General features: G+C 43.0%; 14 protein-coding genes, 5 tRNA genes, 1 other RNA gene and 1 pseudogene. 9 read left to right on the top strand and 12 right to left on the bottom strand.

The genetic code is table 11. The features are described 5' to 3' along the window. Nucleotides 1-9 precede the first annotated feature (9 nt). The 6 genes from WAE57_RS02195 to WAE57_RS02170 form a co-directional block, all read right to left on the bottom strand. Nucleotides 10-84 (bottom strand) — tRNA-Gln (locus WAE57_RS02195). A gap of 41 nt (nucleotides 85-125) precedes the next feature. Continuing rightward, nucleotides 126-200, bottom strand: a tRNA-Gln gene (locus tag WAE57_RS02190). Between the two features lie 27 nt (nucleotides 201-227). After that, a tRNA-Gln gene (locus WAE57_RS02185) sits at nucleotides 228-302 on the bottom strand. A 1-nt stretch (nucleotide 303) separates the two neighbouring features. After that, nucleotides 304-1134 (bottom strand): 4-(cytidine 5'-diphospho)-2-C-methyl-D-erythritol kinase, encoded by an 831-nt coding sequence (ispE, locus tag WAE57_RS02180; RefSeq protein WP_237786709.1) that lies wholly within the window; start codon nucleotides 1132-1134, stop codon nucleotides 304-306. 25 nt (nucleotides 1135-1159) lie between these two features. Further along, nucleotides 1160-1741 (bottom strand): lipoprotein insertase outer membrane protein LolB, encoded by a 582-nt coding sequence (gene lolB / locus WAE57_RS02175; protein ID WP_337707823.1) that lies wholly within the window; start codon nucleotides 1739-1741, stop codon nucleotides 1160-1162. 8 nt (nucleotides 1742-1749) lie between these two features. Beyond that, complete coding sequence (locus WAE57_RS02170) at nucleotides 1750-3462, bottom strand: tetratricopeptide repeat protein (protein WP_337707821.1); 1713 nt, start codon at nucleotides 3460-3462, stop codon at nucleotides 1750-1752. 78 nt (nucleotides 3463-3540) lie between these two features. Between WAE57_RS02170 and hemA the strand changes: the two genes are divergently transcribed. Next, nucleotides 3541-4830, top strand: coding sequence for a glutamyl-tRNA reductase (hemA, locus tag WAE57_RS02165; protein ID WP_337707818.1), 1290 nt, complete (start codon nucleotides 3541-3543; stop codon nucleotides 4828-4830). Between the two features lie 22 nt (nucleotides 4831-4852). On the opposite strand, the gene WAE57_RS02160 is transcribed toward hemA, so the two are convergent. Together WAE57_RS02160 and WAE57_RS02155 are read right to left on the bottom strand one after the other, a co-directional pair. After that, nucleotides 4853-6760, bottom strand: a complete 1908-nt coding sequence (locus WAE57_RS02160) for a CHC2 zinc finger domain-containing protein (RefSeq protein WP_337707816.1) — start codon at nucleotides 6758-6760, stop codon at nucleotides 4853-4855. A gap of 201 nt (nucleotides 6761-6961) precedes the next feature. Further along, nucleotides 6962-7981 carry an outer membrane protein assembly factor BamD gene (locus WAE57_RS02155; protein ID WP_337707814.1) on the bottom strand — a complete coding sequence of 340 codons (1020 nt, stop codon included), beginning with the start codon at nucleotides 7979-7981 and terminating at the stop codon, nucleotides 6962-6964. A gap of 71 nt (nucleotides 7982-8052) precedes the next feature. Between WAE57_RS02155 and rluD the strand changes: the two genes are divergently transcribed. From rluD to WAE57_RS02140, 3 genes are read left to right on the top strand one after another with little or no spacing between them, the layout of a single operon-like run. After that, a complete protein-coding gene (rluD, locus tag WAE57_RS02150; protein ID WP_086176266.1) occupies nucleotides 8053-9105 on the top strand; it encodes a 23S rRNA pseudouridine(1911/1915/1917) synthase RluD in 1053 nt (350 codons plus the stop codon). Nucleotides 9106-9156: 51 nt separating this feature from the next. Beyond that, on the top strand, nucleotides 9157-9897 hold the full coding sequence (pgeF, locus tag WAE57_RS02145; RefSeq protein WP_337707810.1) for a peptidoglycan editing factor PgeF: 741 nt from the start codon (nucleotides 9157-9159) through the stop codon (nucleotides 9895-9897). A 39-nt stretch (nucleotides 9898-9936) separates the two neighbouring features. Then, entirely contained in the window at nucleotides 9937-10488 is a 552-nt protein-coding gene (locus tag WAE57_RS02140; protein WP_337707808.1) for a flavodoxin family protein, read from the top strand. Nucleotides 10489-10548: 60 nt separating this feature from the next. On the opposite strand, the gene smpB is transcribed toward WAE57_RS02140, so the two are convergent. Next, a complete protein-coding gene (gene smpB, locus WAE57_RS02135) occupies nucleotides 10549-11028 on the bottom strand; it encodes an SsrA-binding protein SmpB (RefSeq protein ID WP_131288808.1) in 480 nt (159 codons plus the stop codon). A gap of 138 nt (nucleotides 11029-11166) precedes the next feature. Between smpB and coaD the strand changes: the two genes are divergently transcribed. From coaD to WAE57_RS02115, 4 genes are all read left to right on the top strand, one after another. Further along, nucleotides 11167-11658 (top strand): pantetheine-phosphate adenylyltransferase, encoded by a 492-nt coding sequence (coaD, locus tag WAE57_RS02130; protein ID WP_237786718.1) that lies wholly within the window; start codon nucleotides 11167-11169, stop codon nucleotides 11656-11658. A 1-nt stretch (nucleotide 11659) separates the two neighbouring features. After that, nucleotides 11660-11923: a YfhL family 4Fe-4S dicluster ferredoxin gene (locus WAE57_RS02125; RefSeq protein WP_237786719.1), complete on the top strand. Its 264-nt coding sequence runs from the start codon at nucleotides 11660-11662 to the stop codon at nucleotides 11921-11923. A gap of 26 nt (nucleotides 11924-11949) precedes the next feature. Beyond that, an RNA gene (gene rnpB / locus WAE57_RS02120) (RNase P RNA component class A) lies at nucleotides 11950-12333 on the top strand. Between the two features lie 73 nt (nucleotides 12334-12406). Next, nucleotides 12407-12483: transfer RNA gene (locus WAE57_RS02115), tRNA-Met, on the top strand. Nucleotides 12484-12549: 66 nt separating this feature from the next. Here WAE57_RS02115 and WAE57_RS02110 read toward each other — a convergent pair. After that, a pseudogene (locus tag WAE57_RS02110) lies at nucleotides 12550-12957 on the bottom strand (hypothetical protein). 177 nt (nucleotides 12958-13134) lie between these two features. On the opposite strand from WAE57_RS02110, the gene WAE57_RS02105 reads away from it, so the two are divergent. Beyond that, nucleotides 13135-13211: transfer RNA gene (locus WAE57_RS02105), tRNA-Met, on the top strand. A gap of 89 nt (nucleotides 13212-13300) precedes the next feature. Here the strand turns inward: WAE57_RS02105 and WAE57_RS02100 are convergent. Together WAE57_RS02100 and WAE57_RS02095 are read right to left on the bottom strand one after the other, a co-directional pair. Next, nucleotides 13301-14326 carry a hypothetical protein gene (locus tag WAE57_RS02100; RefSeq protein ID WP_337707803.1) on the bottom strand — a complete coding sequence of 342 codons (1026 nt, stop codon included), beginning with the start codon at nucleotides 14324-14326 and terminating at the stop codon, nucleotides 13301-13303. Beyond that, nucleotides 14319-15944, bottom strand: coding sequence for an NAD+ synthase (locus WAE57_RS02095; protein ID WP_237786722.1), 1626 nt, complete (start codon nucleotides 15942-15944; stop codon nucleotides 14319-14321). Before WAE57_RS02095 ends, WAE57_RS02100 begins: the two co-directional genes overlap by 8 nt. Nucleotides 15945-16102 lie beyond the last annotated feature (158 nt).

The following is a 16102-nucleotide window of genomic DNA, read 5'->3' as shown; positions in this document are numbered from 1 at the left end:
TTGAGAAAATGGCAGGGGCGGCTGGATTCGAACCAACGGATGCCGAGATCAAAACCCGGTGCCTTACCACTTGGCGACGCCCCTAAATTTGATCACTGTAATATTAATTTAAACGACTGTTTAAATGGCAGGGGCGGCTGGATTCGAACCAACGGATGCCGAGATCAAAACCCGGTGCCTTACCACTTGGCGACGCCCCTAATACAGTAATCTACAGATGAAAATGATGGCAGGGGCGGCTGGATTCGAACCAACGGATGCCGAGATCAAAACCCGGTGCCTTACCACTTGGCGACGCCCCTATCATATAACCTTGAAATGACGTAATGGTGATTCATTTAAACTATTAACCAAGTAAGCTTTACAAGGTGAATGAGCTAAAATCTCATCAATATTCATATCGGCAGTTACTTCAGTAAAAACACAAGCACCTGTACCCGTAAGTTTTGCAATACCGAACTGGTCTAAATACTGCATCGCTTCATTTACTTCCGGATATAAGCTTCTTGCCAAAGGCTCAAAGTTATTTCCAAAGTTAAATGGCTTTAACTGATAGGCGCAAAATTTAGTAGGCTTCGTGTCTCTTGTCAACGTTTTTTGTGAAAAAAGCAGTTGAGTGCTGATAAAACAGTCAGGTTTTAACACGATGTATTGTTTTTGATCTAAGTCTATGAATGTTAAGTGTTCACCAATGCCTTCTGCCCAGGCATTACGGCCATGAACAAAAATGGGCACATCGGCACCCAGTTTTAAACCCAGTTCTGCCAATTGCTCAATATTTAAACCACATTGCCATAATTGGTTTACCACAATCAGGGTGGTGGCGGCATCGGATGAACCTCCGCCCAGTCCAGCACCCATGGGAATGTTTTTTTCAATGCTGATATTTAAGCCCGAATACATTTTTGCATAAGGTTTTAAAATCTGCGTGGCCTTGAAAATGAGGTTTTGTTCCAAATCGACGCTGCTTAATCCATCAATACTAATTTCAGGACTGACTGTTTGGCTAAATTCCAGCCAGTCACACAAGTCAATCAGCTGAAAAATGCTTTGCAATTCATGATAGCCGTCGTCACGACGACTGGTGATATGCAAAAAAAGATTGAGCTTGGCAGGAGAGGGAACACGAATCATAGAATTTTGGACTTTTTAAATAGACTTAACGATTTTGAATGAGCATTGTAATACGGTTTTCCTGACCTGACTCAAGTGTCTGTTTTAAAATCAGCTTGTTCGGTAACTGGGCTTGTGCATTATAACTCAGGTCGACGGTCCAGCCCTCTTCCAGAAACTGGATGGGACGATTTTGCTCGTCTTTACTGATTTTTGCTTGTGTCGTTGCCGGTCGGGCCTGAACCCAGTCGACTAAATGGGTGATTGGTGCTTGCCAGCCGGTTGCACGTTCCAGTAATTCTTCAGGCGTACCAGCTTGAATCAGACCTGTTTTGGCACTGTTGAGGCTGACATTACCCGGTTGACCTGAAATCTGGGTTTTACCGACACCTAAAATTCCGCTTAACTCGATGTCAAATTCATCCTGCTCTTGTACCCAGGTGAAAAAAGCACTCCCTGATTGTCCGGGTGTTTTTACCCCAATTTTACCTTGCAGATTGAAATGATTGGCGGCTACCGGAAGTTGAGAAACGCCGGGTGCCTGAGGCTGGGTATATTGCTGGCAACCGCTTAGGATCAAGGTGCTTGTGGCAATCAGGCTTAAGCTCAATTTTGAAAAAATGTGCATACAGATAATTAACTCTTTTTCATTTGTTGCGGTAACACTAACGATTTCAATTGCTCTAATTGCGGATCATTAGGATGATTTTTTTGTAATTGTTGTAACACTTTACTAAATTTTGTCAGATCACCTTGCATGTATAATGATTTTGCATAGCGCACCCCAATTTTCACGCTTTGACTCAATTGATAAGCCTGTTCTAACACCTGAGCCGAGGTTTTAAAGTCGTTTTGTAAAAAGGTGATATAGCCCAGGGTATCTAAAATAGACGCTTGTTCGGGAGCAAATTCCAAGGCATGTTCAACATACTTGCGGGCTTCATCCAGACGCCGGTTTTGCAGCGCAAGGGTATAGGCATAGGCATTCAGATAGGTTGGGCTATTAGGCTCAATTTCCAGCAATTTTTGTAATAATTTATCAAGTTTGTCCCGATCTTGATAAGGATCGAGTAATAGCACTTCTGAGTAAATCAGTTCCGGATCATCCGGGACATTTTTGATGGCTTCATCGAGCAGGCGTATGGCTGCCTTTTTATTGTCCATACGTTTTAAAATATCGGCCTGCGCCTGATATAAAAAACTGGCATATTGCGGATAATTGACCCGTTCTTGGGTCAGAAAGCGCAGTGCATCGGCAAGCTGATTTTGGGCAGAAAAAATATTAATCATGTTGCGGCGTGAAACCGTGTACAGGCTACCATCTACCAGCCGGTAATAGGCTTTTGCTGTTTCAAAATGCTGCTTTCTTTCGGCATTAACTGCCAGATAGTAATAGGCTTCATTCTGGTATTGGTTGGAAGAACGCAGTTCTACCAAATATTTTTCTGCTTGTTCATATTCTTTTAAGTCAATACTGGTCAAGCCGGCAATAAATAGCGCTTCTTCTTCATGAGGCCATTTTTTTAGTAAGCCTTGTAATTTACTGAGGGCTTTCCCCGACTGATTGAGTTTAATCAGATATTTAATTTCGGCCAAACGCACTTCTAAATTGTTTTTATGTTTACGGCTAGCTTTATCATACCATTTTAAGGTTTCTTCTTCATTTCCCAAGGCACTAAGCAAATTGGCCTTCATTAAAATGAAGGCTGTGACATTAGAACGCTTCCTTAATGCACGGTTAATGGTGGTCAGTGCCTGTTCCAGCTGTCCGTTTTGTGCTTCTAGGCCTGCAATCAGTACCAGTACCGAGGGATTGTCCTGTTCTTTACTTTTGCGCAAGGCCTCAATCAATACTTCGCGATCTTCTGGCTGTTCCGGGGCAATACCGACGAGAATTTTTTCCAGGTCTGCATCTGGGTCGATGTTTAAAATCTTGTCCAGCGTCTCCGCAGCCAGTTCATACTCATGCGATTTCAGGGCAATATGTGAAAGATAAAATAAAGCTGGAACGTCGGTTGGTTCTTGAACCACCCAATGGGTGGCAATATCCAGTGCCGCCTTCAAGTCATTTTGTTCTAAAGCAACATTTAATGCGCGCTGTTTAACCGTGCTTGAATTGCTTTTAATTGCCAGCACCGTGTAGTTGTGCAATGCTGTGGGAATGTCATGATAGGTCAATGCAAATTCAGCAATCATGCTTTGTTTTATGGCATTATAGTTTGAATTGGCATGATAAATTTCTCCAGATGCTCTAATATGAGCACTGGAAGCCATGCTACCCACAAGTAAGAATGTGGTAGAATATTGCTTAATTGTCATGCCGTTAATCCGGCCATTTGTTTGACGCAATTTTTCTTGATCCAAGTAATGCTTTTTATGACACCAATACCGCACAATAGCATAAATTTAGCGAAATGATGATCTGATATGTCTTTCTTTGCATTGGGTGTCAACCATCAAACCGCTTCTGTAGAACTGCGTGAGCAGATTGCATTTAATCCTGAAAAATTAATGCAATTGCTTAGCCTACAAAGCCAAAAACATGACCTGAACGATATGGTCGTGGTGTCTACCTGTAACCGCACCGAAGTTTATGCCATGTCTGAAAATGCAGATATGGTAATGAATTGGCTCGCCCAAGCAAATGGCATAGATGCTAAACAATTATTTAATCATGTCTATCGCTATGAAAATGCACAGGCTGTAACGCATCTGATGCGAGTTGCCAGTGGATTGGATTCCTTGATGCTGGGTGAACCGCAAATTTTAGGACAAGTAAAGTCTGCACTTTCTCTGGCTAAAGATGCAAATACTGTTTCTGCAAACTTGAACGGTATTTTTGAATATGCCTTTTATGCAGCGAAACGTGTGCGCTCGGAAACTGCTGTGGGTAGCCATGCGGTTTCTATGGGCTATGCGGTTGCCCAGTTGGCCTTACAAGTATTTAGCAAACCAGAAAAGCTGACCGTGATGGTGGTTGCTGCAGGTGAAATGAATAGTCTGGTGGCGAAACATCTGGCGGAAATGGGCGTGGGTAAAGTTTTGATTTGCAATCGGACCCGTGCTCGTGCTGAAACCTTGGCACAAGAAATTGCGCATCGTGTCGATGTAGAAATTATTGAATTTTCTGAACTGGCTGCAAATTTGCACCGTGCAGATGTCATTTCCAGCTGTACCGGTAGTTTGCATCAGGTCATTTCATATCAAGATGTCAAGACGGCTTTAAAAAAACGTCGCTATCAACAAATGCTGTTGGTTGATTTGGCTGTTCCGCGCGATATCGATCCCAAAGTTGAATCTCTAGATGGCGTCTATCTTTATGGCGTCGATGATTTACAGAGCGTGATTGATGACAATCTGGCCCAACGTCGCCAGGCTGCAGTTGAAGCAGAGGTAATGGTCAATCAGTTAGCTACAGAGTTACTGACCCAGCAAAAAATTAAAAAAGCTGGTAGTACCATTCAAGCTTATCGTGAACAGGGTGAAGCACTTCGACAAGAAGAACTGGCTTTGGCGATGTCTCGTATGGCCAGTGGTGACAATCCGGAGCAGGTTTTACAGGAATTGTCGCATCGCCTGACACAAAAATTACTGCATCCGACGTCTATCTTATTGCGACAAGCCGCCAAGGCTGAAGATCCGGGTTATTTCGAATCGCTGCGTGATCAATTAGATGATGTATTTGCCAAACGGCGTAACACCAAGCACGAATCATAAGCAGTAAGTGACTGCCGCTCGCTTATTCTTCTAACAGGGTCAGCGAGCGTTTTTTATCAATCTCATAAATCTTCTGTTTCAGATTGCGCATTTCGGCAATGCTGGCAAATTTCTTCGATTTAAGTTTTTGTTGCAGGCATTGGTATTGCAGTTTAATGGAGAAATCTTCCGCCAGTTTATCGGCCTGCTCAGGTGAAGAGGTGTAATCACTGATATTGGCTTGCAGTAAAATATGTTGCAAGTCATGGTGATAAGCTGCGCATGCCCCTAATACATAATACTGCGACAGCTCGGTATCATCGGGTAAATCATCAAAAATAATATTCAAGATATTTAAAATTTTAAACAGCAGTTGATCAGGTGAAATCAATGCCCGCAGAGGTTCAAAATGAATATACAGATAGGGGTGATTCATCAAAATCGCAATCACATATTCTTCAGCATCAATCTTGGTGCTAAAGCTTAAGGATGCATCATTGTTGACTTGCGGCTGCCATTTGCGACTATAACCGAGCTTTTCACGGAAATATTGCTGTAGTAAATAACGATAAGAGCCATGTTTTGGTAGCAGTTCAGTGAGCTGTTTTAACTCACCCATGACCTGACTTTTACCTTCAGGCGATGTGCTGTTATGATTTTGAGTTAAATGCGCAAAAACAAACTCGGATAATAAAGGCGCGGCTTGCAACATGCGTTGAAAGCTTTCTAAGCCTTCACGGCGAATCAGAGAATCCGGATCGTGATCATTGGGCAGCACAAAAAACTTCAGTTCACGGCCATCATTCAGCAGCGGCAGGGCTATTTCCAAAGTACGACGGGCAGCTTTTTGTCCAGCTGTATCTCCATCAAAAGCAATCGTGATACGGTTATTCTGCTTGAATAAAATATTCAGGTGTTCGGTGTTACTTGCAGTACCTAGTGTTGCGACGGCTCCAGCAATACCATATTGCTGCAAGGCAATCACATCCATATAACCTTCAACCATCAGCCAGTCTTGGGCTTTCTGCTTGCGGCCTTCATATAAACCATAGAGTAACTGGTTTTTATGGAACACTTCAGAGTCAGGCGAGTTGATGTACTTGGGCTTGATTTCGTCATTTAAGGCACGACCACCAAAACCGACTACACGTCCTTTAGCATCTCGAATCGGGAAAATCACCCGGTCACGCAGTAGGTCAAAATCACGGCCATTGTCACTGGTACGGATCAGACCCAGCAGTTTTAAGCCTTCGAGATCTTGTGGAAAGGCCTTTTCAAGGTGTTGCCAATCCTCTGGTGCATAGCCTAAGCGCCAATAATCAATGGTCTCTGCGCTTAAGCCACGCTGCTTAAAATACTGCTGTGCACTGGCACTTTGCGGTAATTGACGTTGGTAATACTGGGCAATATTTTCCAGTAAATCAAACAGGTTGCCGTCTTGTGCGGTTTCTTCCATTGGCATCTGTTCAAAGGATGCAAAGGGATCGCCATAGTATTCGGTTTCTTGAGCCTGAAATTCTGCAAAAGGATCAAAATTCGCTACAGGTGCTGCATCTACCGTTTGATCGGCGGTGCTTTTCGGCTTTTCTTGCACCTGTACTGTGGGAGCAGGTTTTGTTGCTTCACGTTTATATTTGATTTTATTGCTGTCGTTATTGTCTTTCGGCAGTTCAATCCCGGTTCGGCTCGACAGATCCTTCATCACGTCGATAAAGTTACGACCGTCAATGTCCATTAAAAAGCGAATGGCGTTGCCGTTGGCCTGGCAGCCAAAACAATGAAAATATTGCTTGTCGCGATAGACATGAAAAGATGGCGATTTTTCCTGATGAAAAGGGCAGCATCCTGAATAGGTGCGACCGGTTTTCTTAAGTTTCACGCGCTGACCAATCAGATCGACAATATCGGTACGATCCAGGATTTGATCAATCGTGTGTTGAGGAATAGCCATAGGTATGCAATCGGGTTGTGATCTATCTATAAATGACTGACAAATAAGCTGTCAGAATGTACGCAAGTTTAAATTGCGTGATTCGGTTAAAAGTTAATTTGTATACCTTTTGCGCAAAATGATCAATATGACGCATTGAAATAACAAAAGGGCAAGTATGATAACTTGCCCTTCATGAAAATGCGACCGATTAAGCTACGCTTATTTTGCGGTTGGTGTTTCTTGTTGAGGTTGTTGTTCTGGTGCAGGAGGGATGCTGCTTTCAGTTTTAGGACGATCCAGCAAACCAAAACTTAAACGATTGGTGAGACTGCGCTTTTCAGACTGTTCTGAAATTTGCTGTTGCTCTGCTTCGGTAGAGTTTTGCGCTTCACGACCAAAAACACCTAAAGTAGCGCGGTTAAACCAGCTACCTTCACCATGCGCGGCACGCATATTCACGCTACCATCTGCTTTAACCAGATGTGGATAATTCAGCTTTAACACTTCAACGTATTGCTGTGAAGTTTGCGTATCGCCTAGCTTGTCATAGCCATAAGCCATGGTCGCTAAAGCTTCAGGAACTTGCGGGGTTTGTGGATAGTGTTCGACTACCCATTGTGAACGTTCAATAGCCGCTAGCCAGGCTTTACGTTTAATATTAAAACGTGCTGCGTTCATTTCACTTTCAGCCAGCTCGTTACCAATAAACTTCATACGCTGTGCTGCATCTACCGCATAGGTACTCGATGGGAAACGACGGATGAAATCGACAAAGTTCTGATAAGCGACTTTTAAATAGCTCACATCACGGTGAGCCTGCTTTAATGAGGTATAACGTAACAGACTATCGTAATTCTGTTCCATATTCGCCACGCCACGAACATAGTAGGCATAGTCCACATTTGGATGTTGCGGATTTAAACGAATAAAACGTTCGGCAAGGGCAATTGCACCCTCATAATCTTTTTGTTGAAATTTAACGTACAACAATTCTAATTGTGCTTGTTGCGCATATTCACCTGTAGGGTAATAGGTATCTATGGCTTCTAAATGTTTGGCCGCGTCGGTATATTGACCACGTTCAAGGGCTTTTTCAGCTTTTTGAATATAAACTTGCTCGCTAGACTGCGGTCCTGTGTCCACCACATCTTTCTTTGGATTACTGCTACAGCCCACTATTGCCGACGCAACGCCTAAAGATAAAGCAAGCATTGTCATTTTATAACGTGGTAACGACATAAAAATTCCTCTGTTAATACGGGCAATGAGCTACAATTGCACTATTAAACCACTTTTGTCTGAATGAGCAAATGAGTCAAGCACAATCTTCTAATTCTAATGTCCCTGAAACTGATTTCAATTTACTTGAAGATTCTGAGGATGCAGATAACCATACTTCAGACTCAACTGCAACACGTTTATCGTTGCAATTTCAATTGGATGAAAGCTATTTGGGGCAACGTATCGATCAGGTTGCAGCGTTAATCTGGAATGATTTTTCCCGTGAAAAATTAAAGCAGTGGCTGAAAGATGGTCATTTGTTGGTAAATGGTAACACTGTTAAACCTAAGTATAAATGTGAAGGCAATGAGCTGTTAACGCTCGATGTTGAGCTGGAAGTTCAAACCACAAGCCAGCCGGAAAATATTCCCTTAAATGTGGTGTATGAAGATGACGATATTATTGTCATTAACAAACCGGTCGGCATGGTGGTTCATCCGGGTGCTGGAAACAGCTCGGGTACTTTGGTCAATGCCTTGCTTTATCATTATCCAAAATCTGCCGAATTGTCACGCGCCGGTCTGGTGCACCGTATTGATAAAGACACCAGCGGTTTGCTGGTGGTGGCAAAAAATCTGGAAGCGCAATTTTCTTTAAGCAAGCAATTGGCGAAGAAATCGGTTTACCGGGTCTATGACCTGATTGTTTACGGCAATATTATTGCTGGCGGTACCATTGATGAGCCAATCAAGCGCCATCCGGTAGATCGCGTGAAAATGGCAGTTTTGCCAGGTGGTCGAGATGCGGTCACTCATTACAATGTGAAAGAGCGTTTCCAGCATTTTACCCGTGTGCAGGCGCGTCTGGAAACCGGTCGTACCCATCAGATTCGTGTACATTTTAGTTATTTGGGCTTTGGTCTGGTTGGTGATCCGGTCTATATGAACCGTGTTCGTGTACCGGCAGGTGCTTCAGAATTGCTGGGTGATACTTTACGTAACTTTAGACGTCAGGCCTTGCATGCAGCCAAACTTGGCCTAGTTCATCCTCGTAGCGGTGAGGAAATGATGTTTGAAGCGCCATGGTCAGATGACTTCGCACAACTGGTTGAGGTATTGCGCAGTGAAAATAAAGCCTATTAAGCCGTTTTAAGGCTTGATATGAATCATAGGGAAAAGCACAAGGAAATAGACATGCAATTTGTTCAAGGGCTTCCACTAGGTGTATATGTTGGGCAGACCCGCGTGCATCATGAGAAAACGCTGGCCTCAGCTCAACCTGAACTGGCTGGATTTAACCTGGCATTGCATGTCCATGATGACGCAAAACGTGTACAGCAGCACCGTATGGCCTTGCTGCAACAGTTTGCTGAATTTGGCGTCGATAAAGTCACCTGGATGACACAAACGCATAGCACCATCTGCCATAGTATCAATGAAGAAATTTCTTTTCTGGCTTTGGAGGGAGATGGTCTGGTCACACAGCGTAAAGCACATGCTTTAATGATGATGACGGCTGATTGCCTGCCTGTCGTGCTTGGCAATGCAGATGGCACGGAAATCGCGAATCTCCATGCCGGTTGGCGTGGTCTGGCGGGTGGTATTGTGGAAAATACTATTGCGACCATGCAAACTCAGCCGACGTGGGCATGGTTAGGCGCTGCGATCAGTCAGCCTTGTTTTGAAATTGGTGAAGAAGTCAAAACGGCTTTTTGCTCCAAATATCCTGAACTGGACAGTGCTTTTAAAGCCGGTGAAAAAGCGGGTAAGTTTTATGCAGACTTATACGCTATTGCACGGTTTATCTTAAAGCAACACGGTGTTGAGTTGGTGCTGGGAGGCGATCAATGCAGCTATCAGCAGACAGGGGAATATTTTTCCTATCGCCGTGAAGCCAAAACAGGACGCATGGCGACATTCGTGTTTATGGCTTGAAACTGTTAAACTTGATTAAAATTTATTGTTTTTATTGATATGTCTTTATCTTCTAAATCGCTTGCCATCGTTTATCACAGCCCATATGGTCATACCGCAAAGGTTGCTTCTTTTATTACACAAGGTGCCAAGCAAGCGGGTATTCATGTGCACTGCATGAACATTGAACAGGTGGATTGGGATGTATTGGATCAGGCCGATGCGATCATGTTGGGTTGTCCTACCTATATGGGCAGTATTACCTCGGGTTTGAAACAGTTTATGGAGCAATCTTCCAAACGCTGGTTAGCACGCACCTGGCAAGGCAAGATCGCGGCCGGTTTCACCAATGGTGGTGGTTTAAGCGGAGATAAGCTGGCAGTGTTGCAACAGATTAACCTGTTTGCCATGCAGCATGGCATGTTATGGACAGGCCTGCCGATGATGCCCACCGGACGCAGTACACAGGATCTAAACCGCATGTCGAGCTTTCTGGGACTCATGACCCAATCCGATAATGCGCCGGTTGAAGTGACTCCTCCACAAGGTGACTTGGATACGGCAATCTGGTTTGGTGAATACATTGCCTTGTTGTTAAATAAATTCAAATAATCATTTTTGAATATCAATAAAAAAACCTCCTTAGTTGGAGGTTTTTTTATTGATGTAAAATTATTTATGGAAAATCCGAGCCTTATCGCGTTGCCAGTCACGATCTTTTTCTGTGGCACGCTTGTCGTGTAACTGCTTACCTTTAACCAAGGCAATTTCCAGCTTGGCATTTGGACCTTTCCAATAACATGCCAATGGCACACACGAATAACCTTTTTGGTTAATCGCACCCATGAGCTTTTCAATTTCACGGCGGTTCAGCAAAAGTTTACGTGTACGCGTTGCTTCAGGAACGACGTGTGTGGATGCACTCAGCAAAGGCTGAACTTGTGCACCAAACAAGAAGGCTTCACCATTTTTAAAGGTAATATAGCTTTCTACAATGGTCATGCGACCTGCACGCATTGATTTGACTTCCCAACCTTGTAAAGAAAGCCCCGCTTCAAATTTTTCTTCAATAAAATAATCGTGGCGTGCACGTTTGTTGAGTGCAATCGTGCCGCCGTTATTTTTTTTAACTACAATACTTGCTTTCGCCATAATCTGATACTTCCAAACTTACTACTATTGTACCGCATCTTGAATTGAGTTGAAGTTTTTAAATTAATGGAGTTTCTTCACCAATAAATCAAGATTTTGCTAAAATACAGTTCTACATAACAAACAGGGTACAAATGGATGTCTAAAACTCGCGTGATTTATCCGGGAACTTTTGATCCAATCACCAACGGCCATATTGACCTTGTGACACGTGCATCAAAAATGTTTGATGAAGTCGTGGTCGCGATTGCCATTGGTCATCATAAAAACCCGGTGTTTAGTTTGCAAGAACGCGTAGAGTTGGCAAAAGCATCGCTTAGCCATTTGGACAATGTTGAATTTGTAGGCTTTGATGGTTTGTTGGTCAATTTCTTTAATGAACAAAAAGCTACAGCAGTGCTTCGTGGTTTGCGTGCAGTATCTGACTTTGAATACGAATTTCAATTGGCCAATATGAATCGTCGCCTTGATTCGAATTTTGAAGCGGTGTTTTTAACCCCTTCAGAGCAATATTCTTTTATTTCATCTACGTTGGTACGTGAAATAGCACGTTTAAATGGTGATGTGACCCAGTTTGTACCGCAAGCTGTGGTTGAAGCCTTTAAGCGGAAACAGCAGCAAGGTTGGTAGCGTGTCTTTATATATTACCGATGAATGCATCAATTGTGATGTCTGTGAGCCGGTGTGCCCGAATGAGGCAATATTTATGGGTGAAGTCATTTATGAAATTCACCCGGATTTGTGTACCGAATGTGTCGGGCATCATGATCAACCGCAGTGTCAATTATTCTGTCCTGTCGATTGTATTCCGCATGATCCCCAGCATGTGGAATCGCAAGATGAGCTGATGGAAAAATATAAAAAGCTGATTGCACAAAAAAGCACCAGTAATTAATGCTGAAATTTGTTAGCATACGCCCCGAAGTGAGCCAGACGATCGCTGCTGTGGAAATCTCCGTGATTGAAGCAGGGGAGGAAAGTCCGGGCTTCATAGGGCAGGGTGCCAGGTAACGCCTGGGCGGTGAAAGCCGACGGCAAGTGCAGCAGAGAGTAGACCGCCATCTTTGCAATTTCCTTTCGGGGAGACCAAGAGAGATGGTAAGGGTGAAAGGGTGCGGTAAGAGCGCACCGCGTGTCTGGTAACAGTTCACGGCAAGGTAAACCCCACCAGAAGCAAGACCAAATAGGAATCCTTCAGGCACGGCCCGTGCTGGATTCGGGTAGGTCGCTTGAGCGTACGAGTGATTGTACGCCTAGAGGAATGATCGTTCACGACAGAACCCGGCTTATCGGCTCACTTCACCAGATTTTTTTACAATTATTGCGTGATATTTCTTGACATAAGATTGCTTGAAATAGATAATACGCGCACAGTTTTGGCTATGTAGCTCAGTTGGTTAGAGCACCGCACTCATAATGCGGGGGTCACAGGTTCAAGTCCCGTCATAGCCACCATTTTAATAGACCACGCTTCTAAAAGCGTGGTCTTTTTTTATGCTTAAAATTTATCTTAAAAAATTATTATTCACATTGAATTACACTAGCCTCGAGTTTTACTTTCGGAAATTCTTGATCATGTTTTTCCAGAATCTGTTGCTTTTTATCTTTGCCAAATACAATCAGTTGCAGTTGATTTATTTTATGTTCTGAAACATAGAGTCGGGCGCAATGTAAGGCAATCTGGTTTTGCGTAGCAATGGCTAATTTCTGATCTTGCGGAATCTGTTCAATTCGATAAAGTTTTTGTTGTGCTTTACTCAGCTGGGCAAGACTGCGTTTTTGTTACATGCTCAGGAGTTGTTGATTGTTGGTCCAGCGTGCTACATCCATTCGTACCCCATTGTAGTTCACAAACAAGGGTGAAATCAGTTGGCAGGCTGTGGTAGTCAGGGCGATTAAACTGATAGCGATGAATTTGAATTGAGGCATCTTTATCTCGACTCTTAAATGCTTTTTTGATGAGATTAAAGAAAAAATAGCATGAATAAATGGTGGTTTTGCTTAAATATTAACTGAAAGGAAATAAAGTGCTCAAACTCTGAACACTCATCAAATAAAGGGCTTGACGCTAATCTCTGAAATTTAGATAATGCGCACACAGTTTACGGCTATGTAGCTCAGTTGGTTAGAGCACCGCACTCATAATGCGGGGGTCACAAGTTCAAGTCTCGTCATAGCCACCATTTTTATAGACCATGCTCTCAGCATGGTCTCTTTTTTTGTGGGTTAAAAAAGTGAGTGCCATAACTAAATGGCCACATATAAAAGAAACTTACAATTTTTCCTGAATGAACTGCTCAATAAATTGATGGGTGCTTTCACTTGAATAGAAGGGTGAAATCAATTCCTGAATAATGCCATCCAATAAACCCTGTTGTTCCAAAGCCTGAAGAGTGTAGGGTAAAAAGCGTCGTGCTTCTTGATATAAATCTTCTTCATTCAATCCTACAGATTGCAACAGTTCCTGTAGGTTGTAGTCGGCAAAGTAATCGTAAAAACCTGCAACCACATCCAGAACTACTTGCTGTAGGTATTCACCTTGTCTGAGCTGTCGCCATGTTTCATAGACCAAGATGAAGAACTCTTCAAAGTCGATGGCCTGAAATTGAGAAAAAGCTTCTTGTAGGGTTCTTTGCTTAATATCTTCCCATAAATGCAGGCTGATATCTGCCAGCTCTTCATTCGGCAGTAAAAACAGGTTGGCAAGCTGTTTGACCAGAGCGTGAGCAAGTTGCTGCTCCAGTTTGAGCTCAATAGCCTGTTGCTGGTCTTGAATAAAACTGAGTATTTTAGAACCCAAACCTTGTTGATGGGTATTGAGCTTGCGTAGATGATCCAGCCATGGCGTATTGCTTTCAAGAATCTGATTGGCCAGTTGTAAGCTGACATGCTTGACTTGCGGATTGTGCTGCAAGCTGTCATGGATGTAATGACGCAATTGGTCCAGTTCAAGAATCTTGTACATCCATAATTCAAAATTTTCATCTGAAAGCAGCGCGTTGATTTGAGTCTGGCTGTTCATTGCCAGCTGATGAATTCTTTGAGAAACAACCCCGATGAACTCTAAAATTTCAGCACCTAGATTCAATTCAAAGGCATATTTTTGAACCACCTCTTGTAAAGACTGAAATGTGATGACCTGTTTTAACAAAACCTGTTCGGAATGGGTATAAAGATAATGAACAAATTTTTCGATATAGGGATTATTTTGTTCTGCTAATAATTGTTTTTTTATAAAAAGGGTTTGCTCAAGCATAAGTGCTTGAGCAAACTGTTGGGCTAGGTCCTGCTTAGACACCTGGTGCCCATCCATTCATGATTGGATAGCGGCGTTCGCGGCCAAATGTACGTGGACTAATACGTGGACCAATCGCAGCTTGACGGCGTTTATATTCGTTACGGTCTACCAAACGAATCACTTTCTTGACCACCTCTGCATCAAAACCTTTGGCAATGATGTCATCCTGACTCATATCTTCTTCAATATAAGCATAAAGAATAGCATCAAGCACTTCATACGCCGGTAATGAATCCTGGTCTTTCTGGTCAGGACGAAGTTCTGCAGAAGGTGGACGGGTAATCACACGTTCCGGAATGACTGGCGCATCGGCAATGCTGTTACGGTATTTAGCCAGTTCAAACACAATGGTTTTATATACATCTTTAAGAACTGCATAACCACCGACCATATCGCCGTACAGGGTGCAGTATCCTACAGAAAGTTCAGATTTGTTGCCGGTAGACAGTACCATATTGCCAAACTTGTTCGACAAGCCCATCAACAAAGTGCCACGAGCGCGCGCTTGCAGGTTTTCTTCAGTCGCATCAGCAGGGCTATTGCCAAAGAATGGATACAGGGTTTGCATGAAGCTGTTCACAATAGGGTTGATTTCGGCAATACCAAAAGTCACACCCATATTTTTCGCCTGTGCAGCTGCATCTTCCACACTGATTTGCGCAGTATAGGTATAGGGCATCATCACCGCCTGGACTTTATCTGCACCAATGGCATCTACGGCGATCGCCAGTGTTAATGCAGAGTCGATCCCGCCGGATAAACCAAGAATGACGCCAGGAAAACCAGAGCGCTGAACATAATCACGGGTTGCCAAAACCAGACCTTGATAAATTTCGGCCATGGTATCCAGCACAGGGGTAACTTGCCCAACAGTGAAGGCTTTTTGTTCAGCTTCGTATTCCGCGTAATAAAGATCTTCTTTAAAGCTTGGCGCTTGTAAGGCAATACCGCCATCTTTATTGATCACGAAACTGGTGCCGTCAAAGATTAGATCATCTTGACCACCAACCTGGTTGGCATAAACCAGATTAATGTTCAATTGTTTAGCCAGCTCACTCATGGTGCTCAGACGGTGCTGAGGTTTGCCGACTTCATAAGGTGAAGCATTTAACACTAAAGCAGTTTCAACATTGAGCTGAGACAATTGGTGTACAGTGTTGAGTGACCAGATATCTTCACAAATCAGCACACCAAACTTATGACCTAGGTATTCAAATACCAGATGCTGATGTCCTTCATTAAAATAGCGTTTTTCATCAAATACACTGTAGTTTGGCAAGTTTTGCTTGTTATAGATTCCAAGAACTTGACCATCTTTCATTACGGCAGCTGCGTTATAACGCTGACCATCTTCAGTTTGATTAACGAAACCAAACACCATCACAATATCTTTGACTTGGCTTAATTGTTCAAATGCTTTCTGTGTACGTTTCACCAAGCTAGGGCGAAGTAACAAGTCTTCTGCAGGGTAGCCTAATGTTGAAAGCTCTGGGAAGATAATTAAATCAGCTTTTTGTTTTTTGGCTTCATTCACCTGTTCAAGCATTTTTTGAGCATTTGCTTCGATATTGCCAATATGCGGAGAGAATTGTGCAAGGGCAATTTTAAAACTTTTCATTCCAACTTAATCCTATACCTATAGGGATGTATACACAGACTGATGATTGTTTATGGTTATTGATTCAACGCTGTGTATGCGATAATAAACAAAACAAAAAGAAGAATTAATCAATAATTAGCAATCCGATACTATATACGAATTGAGTCATTTGTAGA

This window comes from Acinetobacter sp. NS-4 (genome assembly GCF_037402435.1).
Classification (GTDB): domain Bacteria; phylum Pseudomonadota; class Gammaproteobacteria; order Pseudomonadales; family Moraxellaceae; genus Acinetobacter.
Note: the sequence above shows the minus strand (reverse complement) of the source record. Positions and strands in the feature narration are given on the sequence as shown.

What these genes read in the sequence shown, in the direction of transcription:
- pgeF (WP_337707810.1), top strand. Translation starts at nt 9,157, where the DNA reads ATGCAATTTGTTCAAGGGCTTCCACTAGGTGTATATGTTGGGCAGACC.
- coaD (WP_237786718.1), top strand. Translation starts at nt 11,167, where the DNA reads ATGTCTAAAACTCGCGTGATTTATCCGGGAACTTTTGATCCAATCACC.
- smpB (WP_131288808.1), bottom strand. Translation starts at nt 11,028, where the DNA reads ATGGCGAAAGCAAGTATTGTAGTTAAAAAAAATAACGGCGGCACGATT.
- hemA (WP_337707818.1), top strand. Translation starts at nt 3,541, where the DNA reads ATGTCTTTCTTTGCATTGGGTGTCAACCATCAAACCGCTTCTGTAGAA.
- WAE57_RS02095 (WP_237786722.1), bottom strand. Translation starts at nt 15,944, where the DNA reads ATGAAAAGTTTTAAAATTGCCCTTGCACAATTCTCTCCGCATATTGGC.
- rluD (WP_086176266.1), top strand. Translation starts at nt 8,053, where the DNA reads ATGAGTCAAGCACAATCTTCTAATTCTAATGTCCCTGAAACTGATTTC.
- WAE57_RS02140 (WP_337707808.1), top strand. Translation starts at nt 9,937, where the DNA reads ATGTCTTTATCTTCTAAATCGCTTGCCATCGTTTATCACAGCCCATAT.
- ispE (WP_237786709.1), bottom strand. Translation starts at nt 1,134, where the DNA reads ATGATTCGTGTTCCCTCTCCTGCCAAGCTCAATCTTTTTTTGCATATC.
- WAE57_RS02155 (WP_337707814.1), bottom strand. Translation starts at nt 7,981, where the DNA reads ATGTCGTTACCACGTTATAAAATGACAATGCTTGCTTTATCTTTAGGC.
- lolB (WP_337707823.1), bottom strand. Translation starts at nt 1,741, where the DNA reads ATGCACATTTTTTCAAAATTGAGCTTAAGCCTGATTGCCACAAGCACC.
- WAE57_RS02160 (WP_337707816.1), bottom strand. Translation starts at nt 6,760, where the DNA reads ATGGCTATTCCTCAACACACGATTGATCAAATCCTGGATCGTACCGAT.